Consider the following 20,967-nt stretch of genomic DNA (forward strand, 5'->3'; position numbering starts at 1 on the left):
TTCGCGTCGCGGCACCCGGCGCGGTGCCGCGGGTCAGCGTAGACCGGCGACCCGCCCGTGGGCAGGGCGTGGCACGACGCGGGCACGGCGTGGGCACCGCGGGGCACGGCGCGGGCACGGCGTGGGCACGACGCGGGCACGACGCGGGCACGGCGCGGGGCCGCCCTCGGGTGGAGGACGGCCCCGGCCGGTGGTGCTGCGGTCGGGTCAGCCGCAGTCGATCGCCTCGTACGCGGCGTCGTACGTCTGGGAGTGGTTCTCCCCGCCGCCGGCGAGCCGTGCGACGACGCTCACCGTGCCGGCGTCGAGCGACGCCGTCCGCGTGTTGAACGACTGGTACGCGTTGGCGTCGGGCGCGACCTGCCCGAACGCCCGCTGGCCGAACGGCGTGACGAGCCGCAGCGACACGGCCTCGTCCTCGCCGTTGGTGGCGCGGACCGCGACGTACGCCGTCCCGGCGAGGCACCGGGACTCCGCCACGATCCCGTCGACGCGCGGGTTGCCCACGCCGTTGATCGCGAACGTGTCGACCGACAGCGACGCGACCGCGTGGCCGATGGCGCGCGACATGATGTCGAGCGCGGTGGCGTCGACGTTGTCGATCGTGTCGGCCGGCGAGTGGTAGTTCGGGTCGTAGAAGATGCCCTCGGTGCCGCCGAACAGCGCGACCTCCTCGGCCGTCTTCGACCCGTCCGCCCCGGTGAACAGGCCGGACGCCGGGATGCCGTTCTCGATGAACGCCTGATAGTCGGAGCGGCCCGAGAACTCGGTGTCGACCCAGGCCTGGTCGATGCCGTCGAAGTAGTCGGTGAAGACGGCCTCGGTCTCGGCCGAGCCCGGCGGGACCTCGACGGGCGCCGGGTACGTCGACTCGTTCGCGTCGTACACGCCGATGATGTAGTTCGGCGAGCCGACCATGTCGAAGTTGAGGTAGGTCGCGATGTCGTCGAGCGCCGCGGGGTCGTTCTCGACGAGGTCGGCCACGTAGTGCGTCGAGCCGCGCAGCCCGACCTCCTCCGCGCCCCACCACGCGAACCGGACCGCGTTCTGGACGTCCTGGCCGCCGTCGGTCGCGGCGGCGAGCTGGACCGCGACCTCGAGGATCGCGGCGGAGCCGGAGCCGTTGTCGTTGATGCCGGGCCCGTCCTCGACGCCGTCGAGGTGCGCGCCGACCATGACGACGTTGTGGTCGCGCCCGCCCGGCGTCTGGGCGATCACGTTGAACGTCTCGAACTCCTCGACGTGCGTCTGCAGGTCGTAGGTCGCCACGGCGTCCGCGCCGCCGGCGATCGCGTCGAGGATCGCCTGGCCGGCGGCCTGCGTGATGCCGACCGTCGGCACCCACTCGTCGCTCTCGGCGCCGAGCGTCGGGTTGAGCGCGCCGTCGGCGTTGTTGTACAGGATGACGGCGGCCGCGCCGGCCTGGGCGGCGTACAGCGCCTTGTCCGCGAACGGGCACGTGCCGCGGCTGATGAGCGCGACGGCGCCCTCGACCGCGACGCCGTCCCACGTGTCGGCGGTGCAGCCCTGGACGAGGTCGTCGGCGGGCTGCACGATCGGGCCCGTGACGCCGTCGTCCGGGGTGTCGGGCGCGTACTCGGCCGGGTAGACGTCCGACGTCACCTCGACGCCGGCGGCGGTGAGGGACAGCTCGTCGACGACGAGGTCGTCGAACGTGAAGTACTGGCGTTCGGGCTCGTAGCCCGCGGCCCGCAGGGTGTCCTCGACGTAGACGGCGCTCGCCTCGTAGCCCGGGGTCTGCATGGCACGGTTGCCGCCGTTGGCGTCCGCGATGTCCTGGAAGTCCTGGAGCCGGTCCATGACCGCGTCGCCGGTGACGAGGTCCTCGAGAGGCGGCGGCTCGGCGGCGGCGCGGAGGCCGCCGGCGGGGGCGGCCCCCACGGGTGCTGCGGTCAGTGCGGCGAGCACGAGGCTCGCGGCTGCTGCGGACGGGACGATCGTTCGTGGTCTCACGCATCCTCCTCGACAGTGGCCCCCGCCGACCGGCCCCGGTCGTGTCGGGGTCCGGCCGAGTCGCACACGAGACGCGACGCTGCGGAGGCTCGTGTGCACGCGAGCGTAGGCCCACGGCGCGGCACGCGAAACCCCCGGGGCCGTTCGGTGACCGACGTGGGCGGCGTCGGGCAGACTGTGCGCGTGCCCGGATTCGCCGTCGTCGACCTCGAGACCACCGGGTTCTCCCCGCGGCTCGGCGACCGCGTGGCCGAGGTCGCGGTCGTGCTCGTCGACGACGCGGGCCGGGTCGAGGACGAGTGGTGCACCCTGGTCAACCCGGAGCGCGACCTGGGCCCGCAGCACGTGCACGGCATCGCGGCGGCCGACGTCGCGCTCGCGCCCACGTTCGACCGCGTCGCGCCCGCGCTCCTGCACCTGCTCGCCGGGCGCGTGCTCGTGGCGCACAACGCGGCGTTCGACACGCGGTTCCTGCGCGCCGAGATCGGGCGGGCGGGGATCGCCGCGGCGATCGACCCCGTCGCGTGCCTGTGCACGCAGCAGCTCGCGGGCCGCTACCTCACGGGCTCGCGCGCGCTCGCCGCGTGCTGCGCGGCCGTCGGCGTCGTGCACGACGGCGTCCACTCGGCCCTGGGCGACGCGCGCGCCACCGCGGGGCTGCTCGGGTACTACCTCGACGTCGCGGCCGACGACGAGTGCTGGGGCGTCGCGCGCGCCGCCGCGGACGGCGTGCGCTGGGCGCTGCCGCCCGTGCCGTCGGACGTGGAGCCGGTGCTGCGCGGCGCGAGCCGCGCGCGCGGGCACTGGCTCGCCGCGCTCGACGAGGCACCGACCCACCCCGCCGGGGCGGGGGCGACCGCGGGCTCGGACGCGGCGGAGACGTACCTGCGCCTGCTCGACGCGGCGCTGCTCGATCGCTACGTCTCGCACACCGAGCGTGCGGCGCTGCTCGCCGAGGCCCGACGCGCCGGGCTCGACCGCGCGGCCGTCGAGGCCCTGCACCGCGACTACCTCGCCGTCCTGGCCCGGGCCGAGCTCGACGCGCTCGGCGGGACGACCGCCGCGGGCGCGCGCGACGACGGCGCCACGCTGCGCGACGACCCGGCCCTGCACGAGGTGGCGGGGCAGCTCGGGCTCGACGCCGACGACGTCGCCGGCGCGGTCGAGGCCGCGCTGGGCGACCGCCTCGCGGACGACGTGCGGGTCGGGCCACGGCCCGCGTTCACGCTCGCCCCGGGCGACGAGGTCGTCCTCACCGGCTCGATGACGCGCACGCGCGAGGCGTGGGAGGCCGACGCGCGGGCCGCGGGCCTGTCCCCGTGGCCCCACGTCACGCGCCGCACCCGGCTCCTCGTCGCGGCGGACCCCGACTCGCTCTCGACGAAGGCCCGCACCGCCCGCCGGTACGGCATCCCCGTCGTCACCGAGGCGGCGTTCGCCGGGCTGCTCGCCGCCGGGACGGGCGGGACCGGGCGCACGACCGACGCCGGGGTGCGACGCTGGGCGTCATGAGCGCGCGCGGCAGCCGGGGCTCCGGCACGGACGAGGCGGTCGACGTCGACGCGCTCGTCGACGAGCTCTTCGCGCTGCCGCTCGAGCGGTTCGTCGTCGCGCGCACGGCCGCGTCGAAGCGGATCAAGGCGTCGGGCGACGCGGTGGGTGCCGAGCGGGTCGGGCGCCTCGCGAAGCCGACGGTCGCGGCGTGGGTCGTCAACCAGGTCGCGCGCGAGCGGGCCGAGGACGTGGAGGCGCTCGTGCGCCTCGGCGACGAGCTGCGCGACGCGACGGAGGACCGCGACCGCACACGGATCCGCACGCTGGACCGGCTGCGGCGCGAGCGGGTCGAGCGGGTCGTGGGCGAGCTGCGCGACGCCGGCGAGGTCGCGGGACGCTCGGTGTCCGCGGCGGCGCTCGACCGGGTCGCCGAGACGCTCACCGCCGCCGTCATGGACGCCGACGCGGGCGCGCTCGTGCGTGCGGGTCGCCTCTCGCAGGCGCTGCAGCACGTCGGGTTCGGCATCGTCGACGAGGGCGGCGAGCCGGCCGACGTCGTCGAGCTGCGGGCACGCACCGGTGCGGCGGACGCCGCGGCGACGAGCGAGCCCAAGGGCGGCGGTCGCCGCGGGAAGAGGTCCTCCGGCGGGGACTCGGCGGACGACGACGCGGTCGAGGAGGCCGTCGCGGCGGCGGAGCGCGAGGTCGAGGAGAGCGCGGCGGAGGTCGACCGCCTGGAGGCCGAGCGCGACGACGCCGACGCGCGCGTGCGCGAGGCGGGCGACGCGGTCGGGCAGGTGGAGGACGAGCTGGGGCGCGTCGAGGACGAGCTCGCCCGGCTCGCCGACGAGCGCGACACGCTGCGCGCACGGCTGGCCGAGGCCCGCGACGCCGAGAGCGCGGCGCGCGAGGCGCTGGACGCCGTCGACGAGCGCCTCGACGCGGCCGAGGAGCGCGCCGCGGCGGCGCGCAAGGCCCGCCGCGCGGCGCGGCGCTGACCCGTCGAGGCGGGCGGGTTTCGTCGTCCGCGAACCCGGGACTGAGCGGGGTCCGCTCAGGGTTGGACCGGTCAGGACGCCGCGGGCAGCCGCGGCACGACAGACCTGGAGGACACCATGATCAGCACCTACACCGTGGCTCCGTTCCGCCCGCTGCCCACCGAGCGGGTCGTGCGCCAGCTGTGGACGCGTCCCGCCGGCGCTCCCGTCGCGCTGACCGGCTTCGCCCCCGCGGCCGACGTCTACCGCGACGGCGAGGACCTCGTCGCCCGCTTCGACCTGCCGGGCGTCGACCCCGAGCGCGACGTGACCGTCGAGCTCGAGGGGCGCCGCCTGGTCGTGCGCGGTGAGCGTCGCGACCAGCGGATCACCGAGGCACCCGCGGCCGAGGCCGTGAGCGACGGCGAGGCCGTGACCGACGGCGAGGCCGAGGGCGAGCAGCCCGAGGCTCGCGAGGAGCAGGCGGCCGCCCCCGCCGGGCGGCGCGTCCGCGAGGTGCGGTTCGGCGAGTTCCGCCGGACCGTCACGCTCCCGACGGCCGCGGACGCCGACGCCGTCCGCGCGTCGTACGACGCGGGCGTGCTCACCGTGACCGTCGCCGGCGTGTTCGCCGGGCGCACCCCGCGGCGCATCGAGGTCACGCGCGCGGCCTGACGCCGCACCGCCGGCGCGACGCGCGACGTCGCGCCGGCCCACAGGCCCGGTCGGTCACGCCCCTGCCCGACCGGACGACGGGGCCGGCACCTCACGGTGCCGGCCCCGTTCGTGCGTCCGCGCATGGGGACCGCTCCCCACCCGCGCGGCGGTCCGCGCGGCGGCCGGTCGGATAGCCTCTCGTGCTATGACGAGCCTCCGGCGTCCGCGCTCGCCCCTCTTCCCGTCCCGCCGCTCCCCCCTCGCGGGGCGCGCCCTCGTCGTCGCGCTCGGGGCCGCGTCGGCGCTCGCCCTCTCCGGCTGCACGGGCGACGCCGAGGAGGGCCCGACGCCCGTCGCCGTCGGGGCGACCGAGTACCAGCCGATCCTCGAGACGCGCCAGCCCGTGCCCGGCTCCGCGGAGGACGAGGTGACGATCGGCCTCGTCTCCCTCACCGCCGACGGCTCGACGGTCGAGCTCCGCGTGCTCCTCACGCCCCACTTCGCGGGCGACGACCCGACGGAGTCGTACTCCGTCTACGACATGTTCGGCCGGGACCACGACCCGCGGATCGTCGACGTCGGCACGCTCACCGAGTACAAGATCGTGTCCAGCTCGGGCACGACGCTCTCGACGGACCCCCACGAGGCCGAGACCGTCAACGGCCGGCCCGTGCTCTACCAGGCGTGGTTCCCGCGACCCGAGGGCGACCCCGCGACGGTCGACGTGCGCCTCAACGACTCGTGGCCCGCGCTCGAGGACGTGCCCGTGACGTGGGAGTCCGAGGAATGAGGCGCGCCCGCCGCACGCGCGTTCTCGCTGCGGGCCTCGGCGCCGTCGTCGCCGCGTCGCTGCTCTCCGCCACCGCCGCCACCGCGGACGAGGAGGCTCCGGAGGGGTTCGTGCCCGGCGTCGACCCGCTGACGCTCGACGACCTCGGCGGCCAGCCGAGCCGCGAGGACCTCGACCGCGCGACGACGCGCCTCGACCCGGGCGTCGCGACGACGTTCGAGCTCGCCGGCGCGGTGACGTCGCTCGAGTACGTCGAGGTCGAGGAGGACGAGGTCGTCGTCACGCTCGAGACCGACGTGCTGTTCGACGTGAGCTCCGCCGACCTGTCGCAGGCGGCGGTCGAGCGCGTGCAGGAGATCGCCGAGGAGCTGCCCGACGGCGTCACCGCGACCGTCGCGGGCCACACGGACTCCGTGGGCGAGGAGGCCGACAACCTCGACCTCTCCCAGCGCCGCGCCCAGGCCGTCGCCGACGCCGCGGCCGCCGTGCGCCCCGACGTCACGTTCGACGCACAGGGCTACGGCGAGTCGCAGCTCAAGGTCGCCGAGTCCGGCGACGACGTCGCCGAGGACCGCGCCCAGAACCGCCGCGTCGAGCTCCGCTACTCCGGCACGACGCCGGGCGAGCGCAGCATCGAGGTCGAGGAGCACGACGTCGATCCCGTCACCGCCGAGTTCGTGCCGGGCGACCGGCCGCGCGTCGAGCCGGTCGAGGACGTCGAGCCCGCCGTCGAGAAGACCGTCCTCGTGCCGAACGCCGACGGCCGCGAGGAGGAGGTCCGGGTCGGGGTCGAGCCGATCGTCGTGCGCGGCTCCGTCATGCGCCTGCGCGTCCAGCTCACGCCGCTCGGTCCCGTGGACGGCGAGGAGGACCGCATCCGGGTCTACGACATGACGGGCCGCGGCGAGCTGCACCCGTCCGCCGTCGACCCGTACACCCTCGTGTCGTACTCCCCCGTGCGCGGCAGCGGCGCGGCGAAGCTCCACACCGACCCGGTCTCCGCGCAGACGAGCGTCGGCGGAACCGTGCGCTACGAGGTGTACCTGCCGCGCCCCGTCGAGCCCGTGGCGTCCCTCTACGTCAACGTCGCGCCCACGTGGCCGACCTTCGAGGACGTCCCGGTCGTCGGGGACTGACGGCACGCGTCGCCGCCGGCGGGTCGCCCCACGGGCCGACGCGTCAGGACGCGGTCGCCTCGCCGCGGAACGACCGCAGGGCCTCGGTGACGAGTGCGTGGTCGTCGCCCTGCGCGAGGCCGGAGACGGTGACGACGCCGACGATCCCGACGCCGTCGACCCGGACGGGGAACGCGCCGCCGTGCGCGGCGTACTCCTGCAGCGGGAGCTGGTGCTTGTCGTTGAACGTCGTGCCCTGCGCGCGGGCGCGCAGGCCCACGAGGTACGACGACGCCCCGAAGCGCTCGACGACGCGCACCTTGCGCCGGACCCACGAGTCGTTGTCCGCCGTCGTGCCCTCGCGCGCGGCATGGAACACCTGCTGCGGGCCCTTGCGGACGTCGATCGTCACGGGCAGGTCGCGCTCGTCGGCGAGCTCGACGAGCAGGCAGCCGAGCCGCCACGCGTCGTCGTGCGTGAAGGTGCGCAGCACGAGGTCGCGCTCGTCCTCCTCGACGGAGGCGATGAGGGCGGCGAGGTCGTCGGGCGTCGTGGTCATGGCGCCATCGTGGCACGATCGCCGCGTGACGACGTCTCCCCGGCGGGCCCCCGCGCCGCCCGACCCGCTCGACCACCACCTGCTCGACCGCGCGTCGGGCGTGCTGCTCGCCCAGGCCGCGGGCGACGCACTCGGCGTCCCGTACGAGTTCGCGCAGCCGCCCGGTCCCGGGCGGCGGGACGAGATCGCGGTGATGCGCGGGGGCGGGTTGGGCCCGTACGAGCCGGGCGAGTGGAGCGACGACACGCAGATGTCGGTGTGCGTCGCGCGCGTCACCGCCGCGCACGACGTCCTGTCCGACGTCCCCGACGCGTTCGGCGCGACCCCGCTCGACGCCGTGGGCGCGGGCTTCGAGGCGTGGCGCACGGGTGGCGCGTCGGACGTCGGGACGCAGACGGCGGCCGTCCTGCGCGACGCCGCCGGCCGGCGCGGACCGGCGGCGACCCGCCTGCGCGAGGCGTCGGCGGCCCTGCACGCGGCGACCGGGCGCACGGCCGGGAACGGCGCGCTCATGCGCACGGGCGTCGTCGGTCTCGTCGCGCTCGACGACCGGGTCGCGACGGCGCGCGCGGCCCGGTCGGTCGCGAGCCTCACGCACACCGACCCGCTCGCCGCCGAGTCGTGCGTGCTGTGGTCGGAGGCGGTGCGCGTCGCGGTCGTCGCGCAGCGGCTCGACGTCCGCGCGGGGCTCGACCTGCTGGAACCCGAGGCGGCGGCTCGCTGGTCGGGGTGGATCGCGGACGCGGAGGCGCCGCAGCCCGCGGCCGATCTGGGGCAGAACGGCTTCACCGTGACCGCGTTCCAGGCGGCGTGGCGCGCGATCGCGACGACCTCGGCGCCCGAGGGGTCGAGGTCCGCCGGCCGCGACCACCTCGTCGCCGCACTGCAGGCGGCCGTGGCCGTGGGCGGCGACACCGACACCGTCGCGGCGATCGCCGGTGCGCTGCTCGGCGCGCGGTACGGGGCGCGCGCCGTGCCGCCGGAGTGGTCCGCCGCCGTCCACGGCTGGCCCGGGATCGCGCGGCGCGAGCTCACCGCGCTCGCGCGCCGCACCGCCCAGGGCGGGCTCGTCCGCGCGGGCGGGCTCGTCCTGCCCGACGGCGACCCGCGGCCCGCGCAGCACTGCCCCGTGTGCGGGACGCTCCTGCGCGAGAACCCGCGCTACCCGCGGCACGTGTGCACGTGGTGCGCGCTCGACGTCACCGACGCGGACGGGCGCGCGGTCTCGCTCTCGAACGCGAGCCTCCTCGGCGGGTACACCGCCCACCACGCCGACGACGGATCGCCCGCCTCGCCCGACGTCCTCGCCGGGCGCGTGTGGATCGGCGGCGTCGAGCACCGGGCCCAGGAGGCCCGCTTCGGCGGGGTCGTCGTCCAGCCGCTCGACGACCCCGCCTGAGCCCGCAGCGTCCTCAGACCGCGAGCCCGGAGGCGCAGCCTCAGCCGCAGGCGACCGCCGGGTAGGCGACGTCCCGCACGGTGGAGGCCCCGCCGTCGGGCACGGTGCCCGTCACGGAGACCGACCCGGCGTCGACCGCGGCCGACCGCGTCGAGAACGACTGGTAGGCGGCCTTGCCCGGCGCGACCGCCGCGACCGTCCGCGTGCCGAACGGCGTCGCGAGCACGACGTCGGCCGGGACGTCGCCGGTGTTCGTCGCGCGGACCGCGACGTACGCGGTGCCGGCGAGGCAGCGCGTGCTCGTCTCGACATCGAGCGCGGGGCCTGCGGCGGCCTCGCGCTGCAGCGTCACCCGGTCGACGACGCGCTGCGACCCGGTCGTGTAGGTGGTCACGGTGAGCGACGTGGGCGTGACGTCGAGGTCCGAGTAGCTCGCCTCGCGCGACTGCTCCCAGCGCGCCGTCCACGGCTTGTCGCCGTCGAAGCCGTAGAACTTCGAGCCCGACGACGAGTTGCCCGTGAGGTAGAGGACCTGGTCCTCGTCCGGGGTGAGCACGTCGCCCTCCGCCGGCGCCTCGGCCGGGACGACGGGCGTCGTGCCCTCCATGAGGTACGAGCGCGTGTAGATGTGGTCGTGGCCCGCGAGGACGAGGTCGACGCCGAGGTCGCTGAAGACGGGCGAGAGCGCCTCGCGCAGGCGGACCACGTCGGCGTCGCGCGAGTGGAACGCCTGGCTGTAGAGCGAGTGGTGGAACGTCACCACGACCCAGTCGTACGCGTCGCCGTGCGTGTCGATCACGTCGCGCAGGAACGCCTCGTGACCCGCGATCTGCGTCGCGGACGAGTCGTTCGAGTCGATCGCGACGACGAGCACGTTGTTGTACGCGTACCAGTAGTCGCGGCGCTGCTCGGCGGAGACGTTCGGCATCGCGAAGTGCTGGTCGTAGAGCGCCGACCCGGTGTCGTGGTTGCCGTCCTGGACGGCGAAGCGCAGCTCGCGCATCTGACGCGGCGCGAGGAAGCCGGCGTACTGCGCGGCGCTCCCCGCCGTGTCCACCTGGTCGCCCGCGGAGATGAGGAACGCCGTGTCGGGGTGGCGCGCGGTCATGGTGTCGAGGGTCGCGGCCCACTGCGCGGCGTCCCGCGCGACGTCGCGGCTCGCGCCGATCTGCGCGTCGCCGACGAACAGCGCGGAGAACTCGTCCCCGAACGTGCCCGTGGTGAACGTCGACGACTCGGACCAGCCGGTCGCCGCGCTGCCCACGCGGTACACGTACTCGGCGTCCTCCTCGAGCCCGGTGATCGTGGCGTGGTGGTACGTCGCGCCGTCCGCGGCCGCGCCGCTCCGGGACGACGACGTCGCGGCCGTCCGCCAGTCGACCTCGCCGTCCTCGTCGGCGCGGGCCCACTGCACCTCTCCCGCACCCGGCAGCGTCGAGAACCAGGCGACGTTCGCCTGCGTCTCGTCCGCGCCGACGTTGAGCGCGACGTCGCGCACCTCGCCGTGCGTCGGGACGAGCGAGCGCACGTCGAGGTAGATGTCCGAGCTGGTCGGCGCGTCCTGGTAGAGCGCGACGGAGATCGTGTTCTCGCCCGGCGCGAACGCGTCGGAGGGGATGACGAACGTGCCCGTCACCGGGTCCGTGCGGCCGTTGCCGTGGTACTGGAGGTTCTCCGTGATCTCGCGGGAGTCGTCGCCCAGGCGCACAACCTCCTCGCCGTTCACGTAGACGATCGCGGCGTCGTCGTAGACGATCTCGCCCTCGAACGCGGGGACGCCGTCGAGGTCCGCCGCGGTGAGCTCCACGTCGGTGCGGAAGAAGAACGTGGGGACGTCCGTCGTCGTGCCCTCGATGTACTGGCTGAGGAGCGTGGTGATCGGGAACGCGGCGCCGATCCCCGTCGCCGCGCCGCGCTTCGCGCCGAACGCGCCCGTCGCGGACTTCCACGCGGAGTCGTCGAACGCGGTGGTCGTCCACGCGCGCTGGTCCGCGGCGGATCCAGCCGGGTTCGTGTTGTCGTCGAGGTAGCGCCAGGTCGTGCCGGACGTCGAGAGCAGGGACTCGTCGGCGGCGGCCGTCGAGGTCGCGGTCGCGGCGACGAGCACCGTGCCGACGAGCGAGACGGCGAGCGCCGACGCCGCCACGCGCGTCAGCGCGCCGGGCAGTCGGGAGGCGTGCGGGTTCATGGGTTCCTTCGCAGGTCAGGGGTCCGCGCGCGACGACCGTCGGACCACCGTGGCGGCGTCGGACCCGTGGTGGGAAGCGCTGTCACCGTACGGAGCCGGGGTGGCGCGCGCCCGTCCGCCCGGTGAACTCCCGACGGCGGGCAGGTGGCCGTCCCGGACACGCCCCGGGAACGCGACGACGCCGCGCCCCCGAGGTCGGGGACGCGGCGTCGGACGCGCGGGAGGAACGGGGTCAGGCGTCCTGGCGGCGCCGCAGGACGAGGACCGTGACACCGAGCGCGACCAGCACGAGGGCCGCGAGCGCGACGCCCCCGGCCTGGACGCCCGTCGTGGCCAGGCCGCCGGTTCCGCCGTCGGCGGGGGACGTCGGCTGGTCGGGCACGCCGGGCGTGGTCGGCGTGGTCGGCGTCGTCGGGGTCGTGGGCTCGGTCGGGGTGGGGGTCACCGGCGTGGGCGTCGGCTCGACCGGCGCGTCCGCCGTGTTGGTCAGCACCACGGCGACGTCGGTCGTGCCGATCTCGACGCGCACGGTCCCGTCGTCTCCCGGCTCGACGGCGGCACCGTCCACCTGCCACGTCGGCTCGCCCCACTCGACCCCGTCCACGGCGGGGAAGCCCGGCTCGGACAGCACGACCTCCGTGCCGAGCGGGAGGTCCTCGACGGTCGCGGAGCCGTCGACGGGTACGGTCAGCTCGCCCGTCGTCCCGGCGGCCTCGTACGCGACGGTGAACGTCGTCCCGTCGGGCACGGTGGAGGCCTCGTCCCCCGCGACGCGCTTGGTGACGGTGAGGCTGCCCGTCTCCACGACGGGCTCGGTGGCGCACGGGATGGAGCCGGCGAAGAGGTAGGCGTGCGCCTCGCCGCCGAGCAGCGTGAGGTTCCGCGCGACGACCTGGCCGTCGAGCGGGGCCGCCTCGAGCGTGAGGTCCGCGGTCGGGGCGTAGACCGACCCGTCGAGGCGCGTCCCGCCGGTGCCGAGGGTGACCGCGCCGTCGAGCTGCGAGAGGTCCCACAGGACGTGGCGGGCCGCCGCGCCCTCGGCGCCGAACACCGAGCCGCGCAGCTCGGTCGTCCCGGCGGGGACGGAGACGATCAGCGGGGCGTCGGCCGAGGGAAGCACCCCGTCCGCGAACTGCACGGTGTACGCGTCCGCGATGTCGGCGTAGTCCACGACGTTCGGCCGTCCCGGCTCGAGCGCCGAGAGGACGACGCGGTCGCCGACGTCCTCGGCCACCGTGAGCACGTGGGCCACGCCGCTCGGCACGAGGTCCGCGAGGCACTGGCGCACCTCGGCCGGCTCTGCGGCACCCGTCTCGACGTACGCGGCGACCGAGTCGCGCTCGGTCGCCACGGTCGCGGCGCCGTCGGGCCACTTCTGGTTGGTCGCGTCGATCGACGGGGCCTCGTCGACAGCGGTGCGGTACCGCACCCAGTCGCCGCGCTGGTACGTGTCGAACGCGGGGTCGGCACCGACGACCTTGAGGTAGCCCTCGAGCTCGGCGCCGCTGCCCGCCGGGACCCCGGCGTTGGTGATCTCCACGAGGCCGGACGTCGGCGCGTACGACCCGACGAGCAGACGGGTCGGGTCGCCGTCGACGGTCGGGATCGTGTAGTCCGCGGTCCCGGCCACATGGTGGACGATCGGGTACATGCCGCCCTCGGCCCGGACGGTCAGCTCGCCGCCGACGGCGACGGACCCCTCCGTCTCGTGGTTGTCGAGGCGGGCGTCCTCGCGGGCGTAGACGCTGAAGCCGCCGGCCAGGTCGAACGGGTTGACCGCGTCGGCGGCCGCGGCGCTCGTCGCGGGGACGACGAGGCCGGCACCGGCGAGGAGGCCGGCGGCGAGGATCGCGGCGGCCGGGCGTCGGCCGGCGCGGCGGGGGGTCGAGGGGATCTGCTGTTCAGGTGTCACGGTCGAGCGGGTCATCACTACCTGGGTCTCGGTGTCGCGGGCGACGGGGTCGGACGACCCGTCCCGACCACCGTAGGCAGACCTGGACAGTCGTCCAGGTCTGGGTGCCGGGTGAAGTCACCCCGGTGTGATCAACCCCACCAGCACAGCCGACGCCAGGATCCGCATGTGTCGGTCATGTCCGGAACGCTGGCACGGCTCAGGAGATGACGAGACGCGCGATCAGTCCGTCTCGCAGGAGGATCGTGAACGTCGCGGGACCGTTGTACCCCTCGCCGGACACCGTGAGGTCGAGCAGGACCTCGTCCGGGGTCGCGCCGTCGCGCAGCCTCGTCACGTCGAAGCGCGACCGTCTGCCGATGTTGTCCGTGCGGTCCCAGCTCGCGAGCTCGTCGTGCCCGCGGAACTGCCGGCCCCAGTCGTCGAGGAAGCCGTCGTCCGCGAACGCGGTGAGGAAGCGCGCGGAGTCGCCGGCGTTGGTCGCGTCGACGAGCGTGCGCACGGCGGGCGGGAGGTCGGGCGTCGTGTCGGTCATGACCTCACTGTGCCGCGATCAGCGCCCCACGACGACCCGGACGTGCTCCCGGGCCGCCGCCGCGTGCGCGGCACGGAGCGCGTCGAACAGGGCGACGCTCGCCCGGCCGGGCCACCCTGCGGGCAGCGCCGCCGCCGGCAGACCCGGGTCGGCGTACGGGACGGGACGCCAGTCGTCGACCGCCCGGACCCAGCGCGCGAACGCGTCGCGCGGCGTCGTCTCTCCCGTCGTCACGGCGCCGTCGTGCCGCGCGAGGAACGCCCGGTGCAGCGCCGCGACCCGGTCGAGGTCCCACCAGCGAGCCGCGGCGTCGGCGAACGACCCGGAGACGCGCGGCGGCCCGGCCGCGAACACCGTCGCGGCGTCGCGCACCCCGAGCACGACGAGGATCTGCTCGACCTCGTCGACGAGATGCCCCGGGGCGATCCACAGGCCGTCGGCGACCGTGCCCGCACCGATCCACGCGAGGTGGCGCCGGAGCTGGTGGCGCGCGTCGCGTCGCGCCTCCGGGAGCGAGTACGACACCAGGCACCACGGGTCGTCGTCGCCCTGCTGCCGGTACGTGAAGATGCGCCGGTCGCCGCGCTCCAGCATCGGCACCGCGTCGGGCGCGAGCCGGTACGCGGCACGGCCGTCGTCGAGCGTCGCGGGGGCGAGCAGCCCCTTGGCCTTGACGCGCGAGACCGCGCTGCGCGCCCCCGCGGGCGGCACGCCGAGCGCGCCGAGCAGCGCGACGAGGTCGGCCACCGCGACCGCCCCGCCGAGGTCGCGCAGGTACAGCCCGACGACGGTGCGCAGCAGGGACGTCGCGCTCCCCGGCCGCGCGTCGAGGTCGTCGAGGATCACGCCGCGCCGCCCGCGCGGCCGAGCACCTCCACGAGCGCGTCGCGCACCGCCTCGACGCCGACGCGCACCTCGTCGAAGGTCGTCGACAGCGGGGACAGGCCGAGGCGCAGGCCGTCCGGGCGGCGGAAGTCGGGGATGACGCCGCGCTCCCACAGCAGCGGGAGCGTCGCCTCGAACGCGGCGTGGTCCACGGTCACGTGGCTCCCCCGCCGCTCGGGGTCGCGCGGCGACGCGTACCGGGCGCCGAGCGGGAGCAGGAGGTCGTCCACGAGGGCGGTCGCGTGCTCGGTGAGCGCGACCGACTTGGCCCGCACCGCCGCGATCCCCGCCTCGTCCACGAGGTCGAGCATGTCCTGCATCGCGAGCATCCCGACGATCGCGGGCGTCCCGGACAGGAAGCGCCGCACCCCGTCGTGGGGCGCATACGCCGGGCCCATCTCGAACGGCGCCGCGCTGCCCATCCAGCCCTGGATCGGCTGGGTCAGCACGTCCTGGAGGTCGGCGCGCACGTACCCGAACGCGGGCGCGCCCGGGCCGCCGTTCAGGTACTTGTACGTGCAGCCCGCCGCGAGGTCCACGCCCCACGCGTCGAGCTCGACCGGCAGCGCCCCGACCGAGTGGCACAGGTCCCACAGGACGAGCGCGCCGGCGTCGTGCGCGAGCGCCGTGATCGCGGCGGCGTCGCTCACGTACCCCGACCGGTACGCGACGTGGCTGAGCAGCACGAGCGCCGTGCGGTCCGAGAGCACGGCGGCGACCTGCCCGGGCGTCACGCCCGCGTCGTGCTCGGGCGTGATCCACCGCAGCGTTGCTCCGTGCTCGCGCGCGACGCCCTCCAGCACGTAGCGGTCCGTCGGGAAGTTCCCGGCGTCGAGCACGATCTCGTCGCGGCCCGCGACCTGCGGCGCCGAGAGCGCGGCGCGCACGAGCTTGTAGAGGATCACGGTCGTCGAGTCGCCGACGAACGTCTGGCCCGGCGCCGCGCCGAGCGTCACCGCGCCGATCCGGTCGCCCAGCGTCAGCGGGAGGCCGTACCACTCCTCGTCCCAGCCGCGGATGAGCCGCGCGCCCCACACGTCCGTCGCGAACCGGGCGAGCCGCTCGGCCGCCGCGCGCGTCGGTCGGCCGAGCGAGTTCCCGTCGAGGTAGGCGGTGACCTCGTCGGAGTCGACGAACGCGTCACGGAACCGCGCGAGCGGGTCGGCGGCGTCGAGCGCGGCGGAGCGCGCGGCGTGGTCGGCGGGGAGCACGGTGCTCGGGGTCGGGTCGGTCATGGCCGGTCCTCCGGGGTGGCGGGCGCGCGCTGCGCGCGGGCGGGGTCGTCGACGACGACGGCGCGCGCGAGCCACGCGCACACCGCGTCGAGGTCGTCGGGGTCGGGCGGGTCGCCGGGGATCCACGTCGCGAGCGACGCGCGCCGGGGGCGTTCGACGTGATCGTCGAGGTCGTCGACGCCGTCGGCGGCGCGCGGGTGCGCCGCCTCGCGCGTGAGCGCGCCGAGCAGGGCGGGGGCGTCGAGACCGGCGGCCGCGAGCGCCCGCAGCTCGCGCTCGTCGACGCCGTGCGGGATCGGTCCGTTGCCGAGGTCGGTCCCGTAGACGACGGTCCCGCCGAGCGCGACGAACCGCCGCACGTTGTCGATCGCGACGTCCTGCTCGGCGGTCGGGCTGCCCCAGCCGTGGATGTCGAGCGTGCTCACCCAGGTCGTGCGGCTCCGCCCGGCCGTCCGACCCCCCGCCCCGCCGAGCACGGGGTTGCTGTCGTCATCCGGCTCATTCCGGCAGTTACCCCGTTCTCGACCGCGAGCAGGGTCGTGCTCGACGGCGCGGGGTCGGGCCATCGCGGCGAGCAGGTCGTCGGGCAGCCGCTCGGAGAACGGGGCGTGCGCGAGCCGGTCGACGCCCGCCTCGACCGCGCGCGCCGCCATGCCCCTGCCCTCCACGTGCGCGACGACGTCCCGGCCCCGCGCGTGGGCGTGGCCGACGAGCGCGGTGAGCGTGACGTCGTCGAGCACCGGGCCGGCGTCGGCGTGGAGCGTGACCTTGAGGAACGAGGCGCCCGCGGCGACCTGGCGGTCGACGGCGGCGACGGCGTCGTCGGGGGTCGCGACCTCGGCCACCGACCCCGGCGGCGCCCACGAGCGGTCGGACGGGTAGCCGCCGGGCGCGGTGAGGAAGGCCCCGGCGAACGCGACCTCGGGGAAGTCGGGGCGGCCGGGCCACGTGCGCGCGACGTCGGGCACCCACCCGAGGTCGTGCACGACGGCGATCCCGCCGCGCCGCACCGCGACGGGGTCGGCGAGGCCGAGGTGCACGTGCGCGTCGGCGAACGGCGGGAGCCACGTGCCGCCGTCGCCCGCGTGACCGAGAGGCTGGCCGCTCACGACCGCCCGATCTCCGTGCGGACGGCGAACAGCTCGGGGAAGAACGTGAGGTCGAGGGCCTTCTGGAGGAACCCGACGCCGCTCGACCCGCCCGTCCCGCGCTTGGTGCCGATGATGCGCAGCACGGTCTTCATGTGGCGGAACCGCCAGAGCTGGAAGTTGTCCTCCAGGTCGACGAGCTCCTCGCACGTCTCGTACGCCGACCAGTGCGCCTCCGGGTCGTCGTAGATGCGCCGGAAGACCTCGACGAGGTCGTCGTCGAGCGTGTGGGCCACGGTGACGTCGCGGTCCAGGACGCGCTGCGGCACGTCGTGGCCGTGCCGCGCGAGGTGACGCAGGAACTCGTCGTAGACGCTCCGCTCGGCGAGCAGGCGGGCGAGCTCGGCGCGGGCGTCAGGCTCGGCGTCGAACACCGCGAGCATGCGCGCGTTCTTGTTCCCCAGCAGGAACTCGACCGCGCGGTACTGCCACGACTGGAAGCCCGACGCGTGCCCGAGGAACCCGCGGAACTGCGCGTACTCGCTCGGCGTGAGCGTCGCGAGCACCGACCACTGCTCGGTGAGCGTGCGCTGCACGTGCTTGACGCGCGCGATGCGCTTGAGCGCGGCGCCGAGCTCGTCGGCGGCCAGCAGGTCGCGCGCGGACAGGAGCTCGTGCAGCACCAGCTTGAGCCACAGCTCGGTGGTCTGGTGCTGGACGATGAACAGCATCTCGTCGTGGTGCGCCGGGTCGCTCACCGGCTCCTGCGCGGCGAGCAGCGTGTCGAGGTGCAGGTACGACCCGTACGTCATCTGCTCGCGCAGGTCGGTGACGATGTCGGACTCGAGCGCGCGCTCGTTGGGCGCGGGCGGCGGTGCGTCGGCCATGCCGCCGAGCGTATGTCACGATCGTGACGACCGCCAGGGCCGTGCGATACCGCGGAGCACGATGACGCAATGATCGAATCATTGCGTCATCCCGACCGGGCGGTAGGGTCAGTCGTCCGTCGCGGCGCGCCGCTCCTCCTCCACGACGGACTCCCCCGTCGGGTCCTCGGCGACGAGGTCGTCGAGCGCGGCCCCGCCGAGCGGGCCGTCGCTCAGGCCCACGAGCCGCCACCCCGAGTCCGGGTCACCCTCGACCTCGACGAGCCCCGTGTTGGCGAGCGGCGTCCACGCGAGCAGGTCGATGTCGACGCCGTCGACGCGCGCGCACGCCCACGCGCGGATCGCCGCGCCGTGCGACACGGCGACGGCCGTCTCCCACCCGGCCTCCGCGACGGCCGCGAGCGCCGCGTCGTAGCGGTCGAGGAACTCGGTGCCGTCGGGGCCGCCGGGGATGCGCCGGCCGGGCTCGCCGCGCCCCCACGCGAACACCGTCTCCAGGTAGCGCATGTGGTCGTCGTGGTGGGCGGACATCTCCAGGTCGCCCGCGTCGACCTCGCGCAGTCCGTCGAGCTCGAGCAGGTCGTGCCCGTGCCGCTCGGCGAGCGGGGCGGCCGTGCGGTGCGTGCGCACGAGAGTCGAGACCGCGACGCCGTCGACGACGCGGTCCGCGAGCGCGCCCGGGATCGCCGCGGCCTGGCGGGCGCCGAGCGCGGTGAGCCCCGGCCCCGGGAAGGCGGTGTCGAGCAGGCCCGCGACGTTCGACGGGGTCTGTCCGTGGCGGACGAGCAGCAGGCGCATGGTTCTCCGGGGTCTCGGGGGCGGCTCCTGCCACCCTACGAGCCCGTCCCGCGGCACACCCGCGCGCGCCGCGCGCCGTGGCAGGCTGGCTCCATGTCTCGCCGCGAGCTCGTGGTGCTGGGCACGGCCAGCATGGTCCCGACCCGCACGCGCAACCACAACGGCTACGTGCTGCTCTGGGACGACGAGGCGATCCTCTTCGACCCGGGCGAGGGCACGCAGCGCCAGATGACGTTCGCGGGCGTCTCCGCGACCGACCTCACGCGCATCGCGGTCACGCACCTGCACGGTGACCACAGCCTCGGCCTCGCGGGCGTCTCCCAGCGCATCAGCGGCGACGGGGTGCGGCACACGATCGGGGTGACGTACCCGGCGTCGGGCCAGCGGTGGGTCGACCACCTGCTCGACGCGAGCGCGCACTACCGCCGCGGGCACCTCGCACTCCAGCCGCTCACCACGGACGGCGTGGTCCCGCCCGTCCCGGGTCGCCCCGAGCCGGGCTTCACGCTGCGCGCCGAGCGCCTCGACCACACGATCGAGGCGATGGGCTACCGCCTCGACGAGCCCGACGGCCGGTCGCTCGACCCCGTGCTCCTCGCGCGCCACGGCCTCGCGGGGCCGCCGGTCGGCGAGCTGCAGCGCACCGGGACGGTCGTCGCGCCCGACGGCCGGACCGTCACGCTCGACGACGTCAGCCGCCCGCGCCCGGGCCAGTCGTTCGCGTTCGTCATGGACACGCGCCTGTGCGACGCGGTGCACCGCCTCGCGGACGGCGTGGACCTGCTCGTCATCGAGTCGACGTTCCTCGACCGCGACCGCGACCAGGCGGAGCGCTGGGGCCACCTCACGGCGCGGCAGGCGGCGACCGTCGCGGCGCAGGCCGGCGTCCGGTCGCTCGTGCTCACGCACTTCTCGCAGCGCTACCCCGACCCGACGGAGTTCTGGCGCGAGGCGCGCGAGGTGTTCGACGGCGAGCTCACGGTCGCGCAGGACCTCGACCGCGTGCGCGTCCCCCGGCGCCGCAGCGCCTGAGCGGCGGGGGGCGTATCGAGCGCGGTCAGTCGCCGCGCGCCCGCCGCGTCGCGCGGTCGTTCGCGCGCTGGATCGCCTCGACGAGCTCGTCCTTCGTCATCGACGACCGGCCGTCCACGTCGAGCCGGCGCGCGACGTCGAGCAGGTGCGCCTTCGTCGCGTTCGCGTCGACGCCGCCCGCGGTGTCCGTCGAGGACTCGAGACCGCCCTCCTCGGCGCGCTCGTCCGACGGCCCGGGCTCGTCCTTCGGCTCCCAGTGGTCGCCGATCTTCTCGTGCGTGTGCTTGAGCGCCGCGAACGCCACGCGCCGCGCACGCGCCGGAGAGCCGTACTGCTCCATCGCCGCGTCGTACGCCTTGGCGAACGTGCGCTGCGCCTTGTCGTCGGAGCGCCGCAGCGTGCTCGGGATCTCGGACTGCCTCGCGTCGCCGTCGCGCGTCGTCTTCGGCACGGGTCACCTCCTGCTGCCCGACGGCGGTCGCCGCCTCCTCCGAGCGTCGCGCCGCGCGCGGGGGCTCGCGCGCCGAGCGGGATGACCGTTCGGCCGCTCGCCCGTTCGGCCCGCTCGCCCGGTCGGCCGCTCGCCCGAGCGGGCGCGAGCCCGAGGTGCCGGGCCTACGCTGCCCGGATGGCCAGCGTCCTGCGGTTCCGCGGCCGCATCGCGGGGTGGGGCACGGCGTCGGGGACGCGCGTCGTCGTCGGGCGCTGGGACGCGTCGCCGTTCGGCGCGTTCGCCGACGTCATGGTCGAGCGGCCCGACGGCGAGCGCGTCCTGCTCGCGCCGTCGCGCGACGTCGCCGAACTCGTCGCCGCGACCTACCGCTTCGACCGGGTCGTCCTCGTGCCCGTCGCCGTCGCGGACGAGCCGACTGCGGCGACCGTCGCTACGCGCGACGCGACCGACGCGACCGACGCGACCGACGTCGAACCCGAGACGGTGGCGGGAGCGGCGGCGGGCCGCGGCCGCCTGCCGGCGTGGCACGTGGCGGCCGGGCCTCTGGACGCGAGGATCGCCGTCGGGCCACGGACGCCGCTCGGGCGCGTGCTGCGGGCCGTGCCCCCGGCTCTCGCGACGTCGCGGCACCTCACCGCGCTCACCGACCCCGTCGCGCGCGTGGTGCTGCGCGGGGTCCGCACGCGCGGGTCCGCCGGGCCGGGCCGCGTCGAGCACTACGGCGCGACCGACGTGCACGCGCTCGTCGCCGCCGAGACGACGTGGGACGGCGCGCCGCTGGGCGACCTGCGCGACGTCGACCCGCCCGTCCGGTTCGGGTTCGGGTCGACGCCGCGGCGGCCGAGCGTGACGGACGTCGTGACGACGATCGTGGTGCGCTGACCTCCCGGGGACACGCGCGGCGGCACGCGAGACCCGGGGCCGCGCGCCGGACGACGAGCGTCCGGGCACACGACCCGGGTGCAGGCAGGCCCCGGGCATGGCCTCG

19 protein-coding genes are annotated in these 20,967 nt (G+C 75.8%); 8 read left to right on the forward strand and 11 right to left on the reverse strand.

What is annotated here, in order from left to right:
* Window positions 1–207 precede the first annotated feature (207 nt).
* Window positions 208–1,974 carry a M20/M25/M40 family metallo-hydrolase gene (locus GYH36_RS05465; protein WP_115943353.1) on the reverse strand — a complete coding sequence of 589 codons (1,767 nt, stop codon included), beginning with the start codon at window positions 1,972–1,974 and terminating at the stop codon, window positions 208–210.
* A gap of 183 nt (window positions 1,975–2,157) precedes the next feature.
* On the opposite strand from GYH36_RS05465, the gene GYH36_RS05470 reads away from it, so the two are divergent.
* The 5 genes from GYH36_RS05470 (at window position 2,158) to GYH36_RS05490 (ending at window position 7,028) form a co-directional block, all read left to right on the forward strand.
* Window positions 2,158–3,486, forward strand: a complete 1,329-nt coding sequence (locus tag GYH36_RS05470) for an exonuclease domain-containing protein (RefSeq protein WP_162289319.1) — start codon at window positions 2,158–2,160, stop codon at window positions 3,484–3,486.
* Window positions 3,483–4,466 (forward strand): hypothetical protein, encoded by a 984-nt coding sequence (locus GYH36_RS05475; RefSeq protein ID WP_162289320.1) that lies wholly within the window; start codon window positions 3,483–3,485, stop codon window positions 4,464–4,466. The genes GYH36_RS05470 and GYH36_RS05475 overlap by 4 nt, the downstream gene beginning before the upstream one ends.
* A gap of 117 nt (window positions 4,467–4,583) precedes the next feature.
* On the forward strand, window positions 4,584–5,120 hold the full coding sequence (locus GYH36_RS05480) for an Hsp20/alpha crystallin family protein (RefSeq protein WP_162289321.1): 537 nt from the start codon (window positions 4,584–4,586) through the stop codon (window positions 5,118–5,120).
* Window positions 5,121–5,307: 187 nt separating this feature from the next.
* Window positions 5,308–5,892 (forward strand): hypothetical protein, encoded by a 585-nt coding sequence (locus GYH36_RS05485; RefSeq protein WP_162289322.1) that lies wholly within the window; start codon window positions 5,308–5,310, stop codon window positions 5,890–5,892.
* Complete coding sequence (locus GYH36_RS05490) at window positions 5,889–7,028, forward strand: OmpA family protein (protein ID WP_162289323.1); 1,140 nt, start codon at window positions 5,889–5,891, stop codon at window positions 7,026–7,028. The genes GYH36_RS05485 and GYH36_RS05490 overlap by 4 nt, the downstream gene beginning before the upstream one ends.
* A 43-nt stretch (window positions 7,029–7,071) precedes the next feature.
* Here the strand turns inward: GYH36_RS05490 and GYH36_RS05495 are convergent, their stop codons facing one another.
* Window positions 7,072–7,566: a heme-degrading domain-containing protein gene (locus tag GYH36_RS05495; RefSeq protein ID WP_162289324.1), complete on the reverse strand. Its 495-nt coding sequence runs from the start codon at window positions 7,564–7,566 to the stop codon at window positions 7,072–7,074.
* Window positions 7,567–7,591: 25 nt separating this feature from the next.
* Here GYH36_RS05495 and GYH36_RS05500 point away from each other — a divergent pair, with 25 nt between their 5' ends.
* Entirely contained in the window at window positions 7,592–8,965 is a 1,374-nt protein-coding gene (locus tag GYH36_RS05500; protein WP_312028517.1) for an ADP-ribosylglycohydrolase family protein, read from the forward strand.
* A 40-nt stretch (window positions 8,966–9,005) separates the two neighbouring features.
* On the opposite strand, the gene GYH36_RS05505 is transcribed toward GYH36_RS05500, so the two are convergent.
* The 8 genes from GYH36_RS05505 to GYH36_RS05540 form a co-directional block, all read right to left on the reverse strand.
* The gene (locus GYH36_RS05505; RefSeq protein ID WP_162289325.1) at window positions 9,006–11,153 is read right to left on the reverse strand and encodes a purple acid phosphatase family protein; all 2,148 of its coding nucleotides are present in this window, start codon (window positions 11,151–11,153) and stop codon (window positions 9,006–9,008) included.
* A gap of 232 nt (window positions 11,154–11,385) precedes the next feature.
* Window positions 11,386–13,080: a collagen-binding domain-containing protein gene (locus tag GYH36_RS05510; protein WP_162289326.1), complete on the reverse strand. Its 1,695-nt coding sequence runs from the start codon at window positions 13,078–13,080 to the stop codon at window positions 11,386–11,388.
* Between the two features lie 184 nt (window positions 13,081–13,264).
* Entirely contained in the window at window positions 13,265–13,600 is a 336-nt protein-coding gene (locus tag GYH36_RS05515; RefSeq protein WP_162289327.1) for a nuclear transport factor 2 family protein, read from the reverse strand.
* 18 nt (window positions 13,601–13,618) lie between these two features.
* Window positions 13,619–14,446: a PaaX family transcriptional regulator gene (locus GYH36_RS05520; RefSeq protein ID WP_162289328.1), complete on the reverse strand. Its 828-nt coding sequence runs from the start codon at window positions 14,444–14,446 to the stop codon at window positions 13,619–13,621.
* Window positions 14,443–15,720 carry a kynureninase gene (locus tag GYH36_RS05525; protein WP_162289329.1) on the reverse strand — a complete coding sequence of 426 codons (1,278 nt, stop codon included), beginning with the start codon at window positions 15,718–15,720 and terminating at the stop codon, window positions 14,443–14,445. The genes GYH36_RS05520 and GYH36_RS05525 overlap by 4 nt, the downstream gene beginning before the upstream one ends.
* Window positions 15,717–16,829: an amidohydrolase family protein gene (locus GYH36_RS05530; protein WP_162289330.1), complete on the reverse strand. Its 1,113-nt coding sequence runs from the start codon at window positions 16,827–16,829 to the stop codon at window positions 15,717–15,719. Before GYH36_RS05530 ends, GYH36_RS05525 begins: the two co-directional genes overlap by 4 nt.
* Window positions 16,826–17,695, reverse strand: a complete 870-nt coding sequence (locus tag GYH36_RS05535) for a tryptophan 2,3-dioxygenase (RefSeq protein WP_162289331.1) — start codon at window positions 17,693–17,695, stop codon at window positions 16,826–16,828. The genes GYH36_RS05530 and GYH36_RS05535 overlap by 4 nt, the downstream gene beginning before the upstream one ends.
* A 108-nt stretch (window positions 17,696–17,803) precedes the next feature.
* Entirely contained in the window at window positions 17,804–18,493 is a 690-nt protein-coding gene (locus GYH36_RS05540) for a histidine phosphatase family protein (protein ID WP_162289332.1), read from the reverse strand.
* 93 nt (window positions 18,494–18,586) lie between these two features.
* On the opposite strand from GYH36_RS05540, the gene GYH36_RS05545 reads away from it, so the two are divergent.
* Window positions 18,587–19,525 (forward strand): ribonuclease Z, encoded by a 939-nt coding sequence (locus tag GYH36_RS05545; protein ID WP_162289333.1) that lies wholly within the window; start codon window positions 18,587–18,589, stop codon window positions 19,523–19,525.
* Window positions 19,526–19,550: 25 nt separating this feature from the next.
* Here GYH36_RS05545 and GYH36_RS05550 read toward each other — a convergent pair whose 3' ends face one another.
* A complete protein-coding gene (locus GYH36_RS05550) occupies window positions 19,551–19,976 on the reverse strand; it encodes a ChaB family protein (RefSeq protein WP_162289334.1) in 426 nt (141 codons plus the stop codon).
* Between the two features lie 177 nt (window positions 19,977–20,153).
* On the opposite strand from GYH36_RS05550, the gene GYH36_RS05555 reads away from it, so the two are divergent.
* Window positions 20,154–20,861: a hypothetical protein gene (locus GYH36_RS05555; protein WP_162289335.1), complete on the forward strand. Its 708-nt coding sequence runs from the start codon at window positions 20,154–20,156 to the stop codon at window positions 20,859–20,861.
* Window positions 20,862–20,967: the final 106 nt, after the last annotated feature.

The organism is Cellulosimicrobium composti (assembly GCF_010287905.1).
Classification (GTDB): domain Bacteria; phylum Actinomycetota; class Actinomycetes; order Actinomycetales; family Cellulomonadaceae; genus Cellulosimicrobium; species Cellulosimicrobium composti.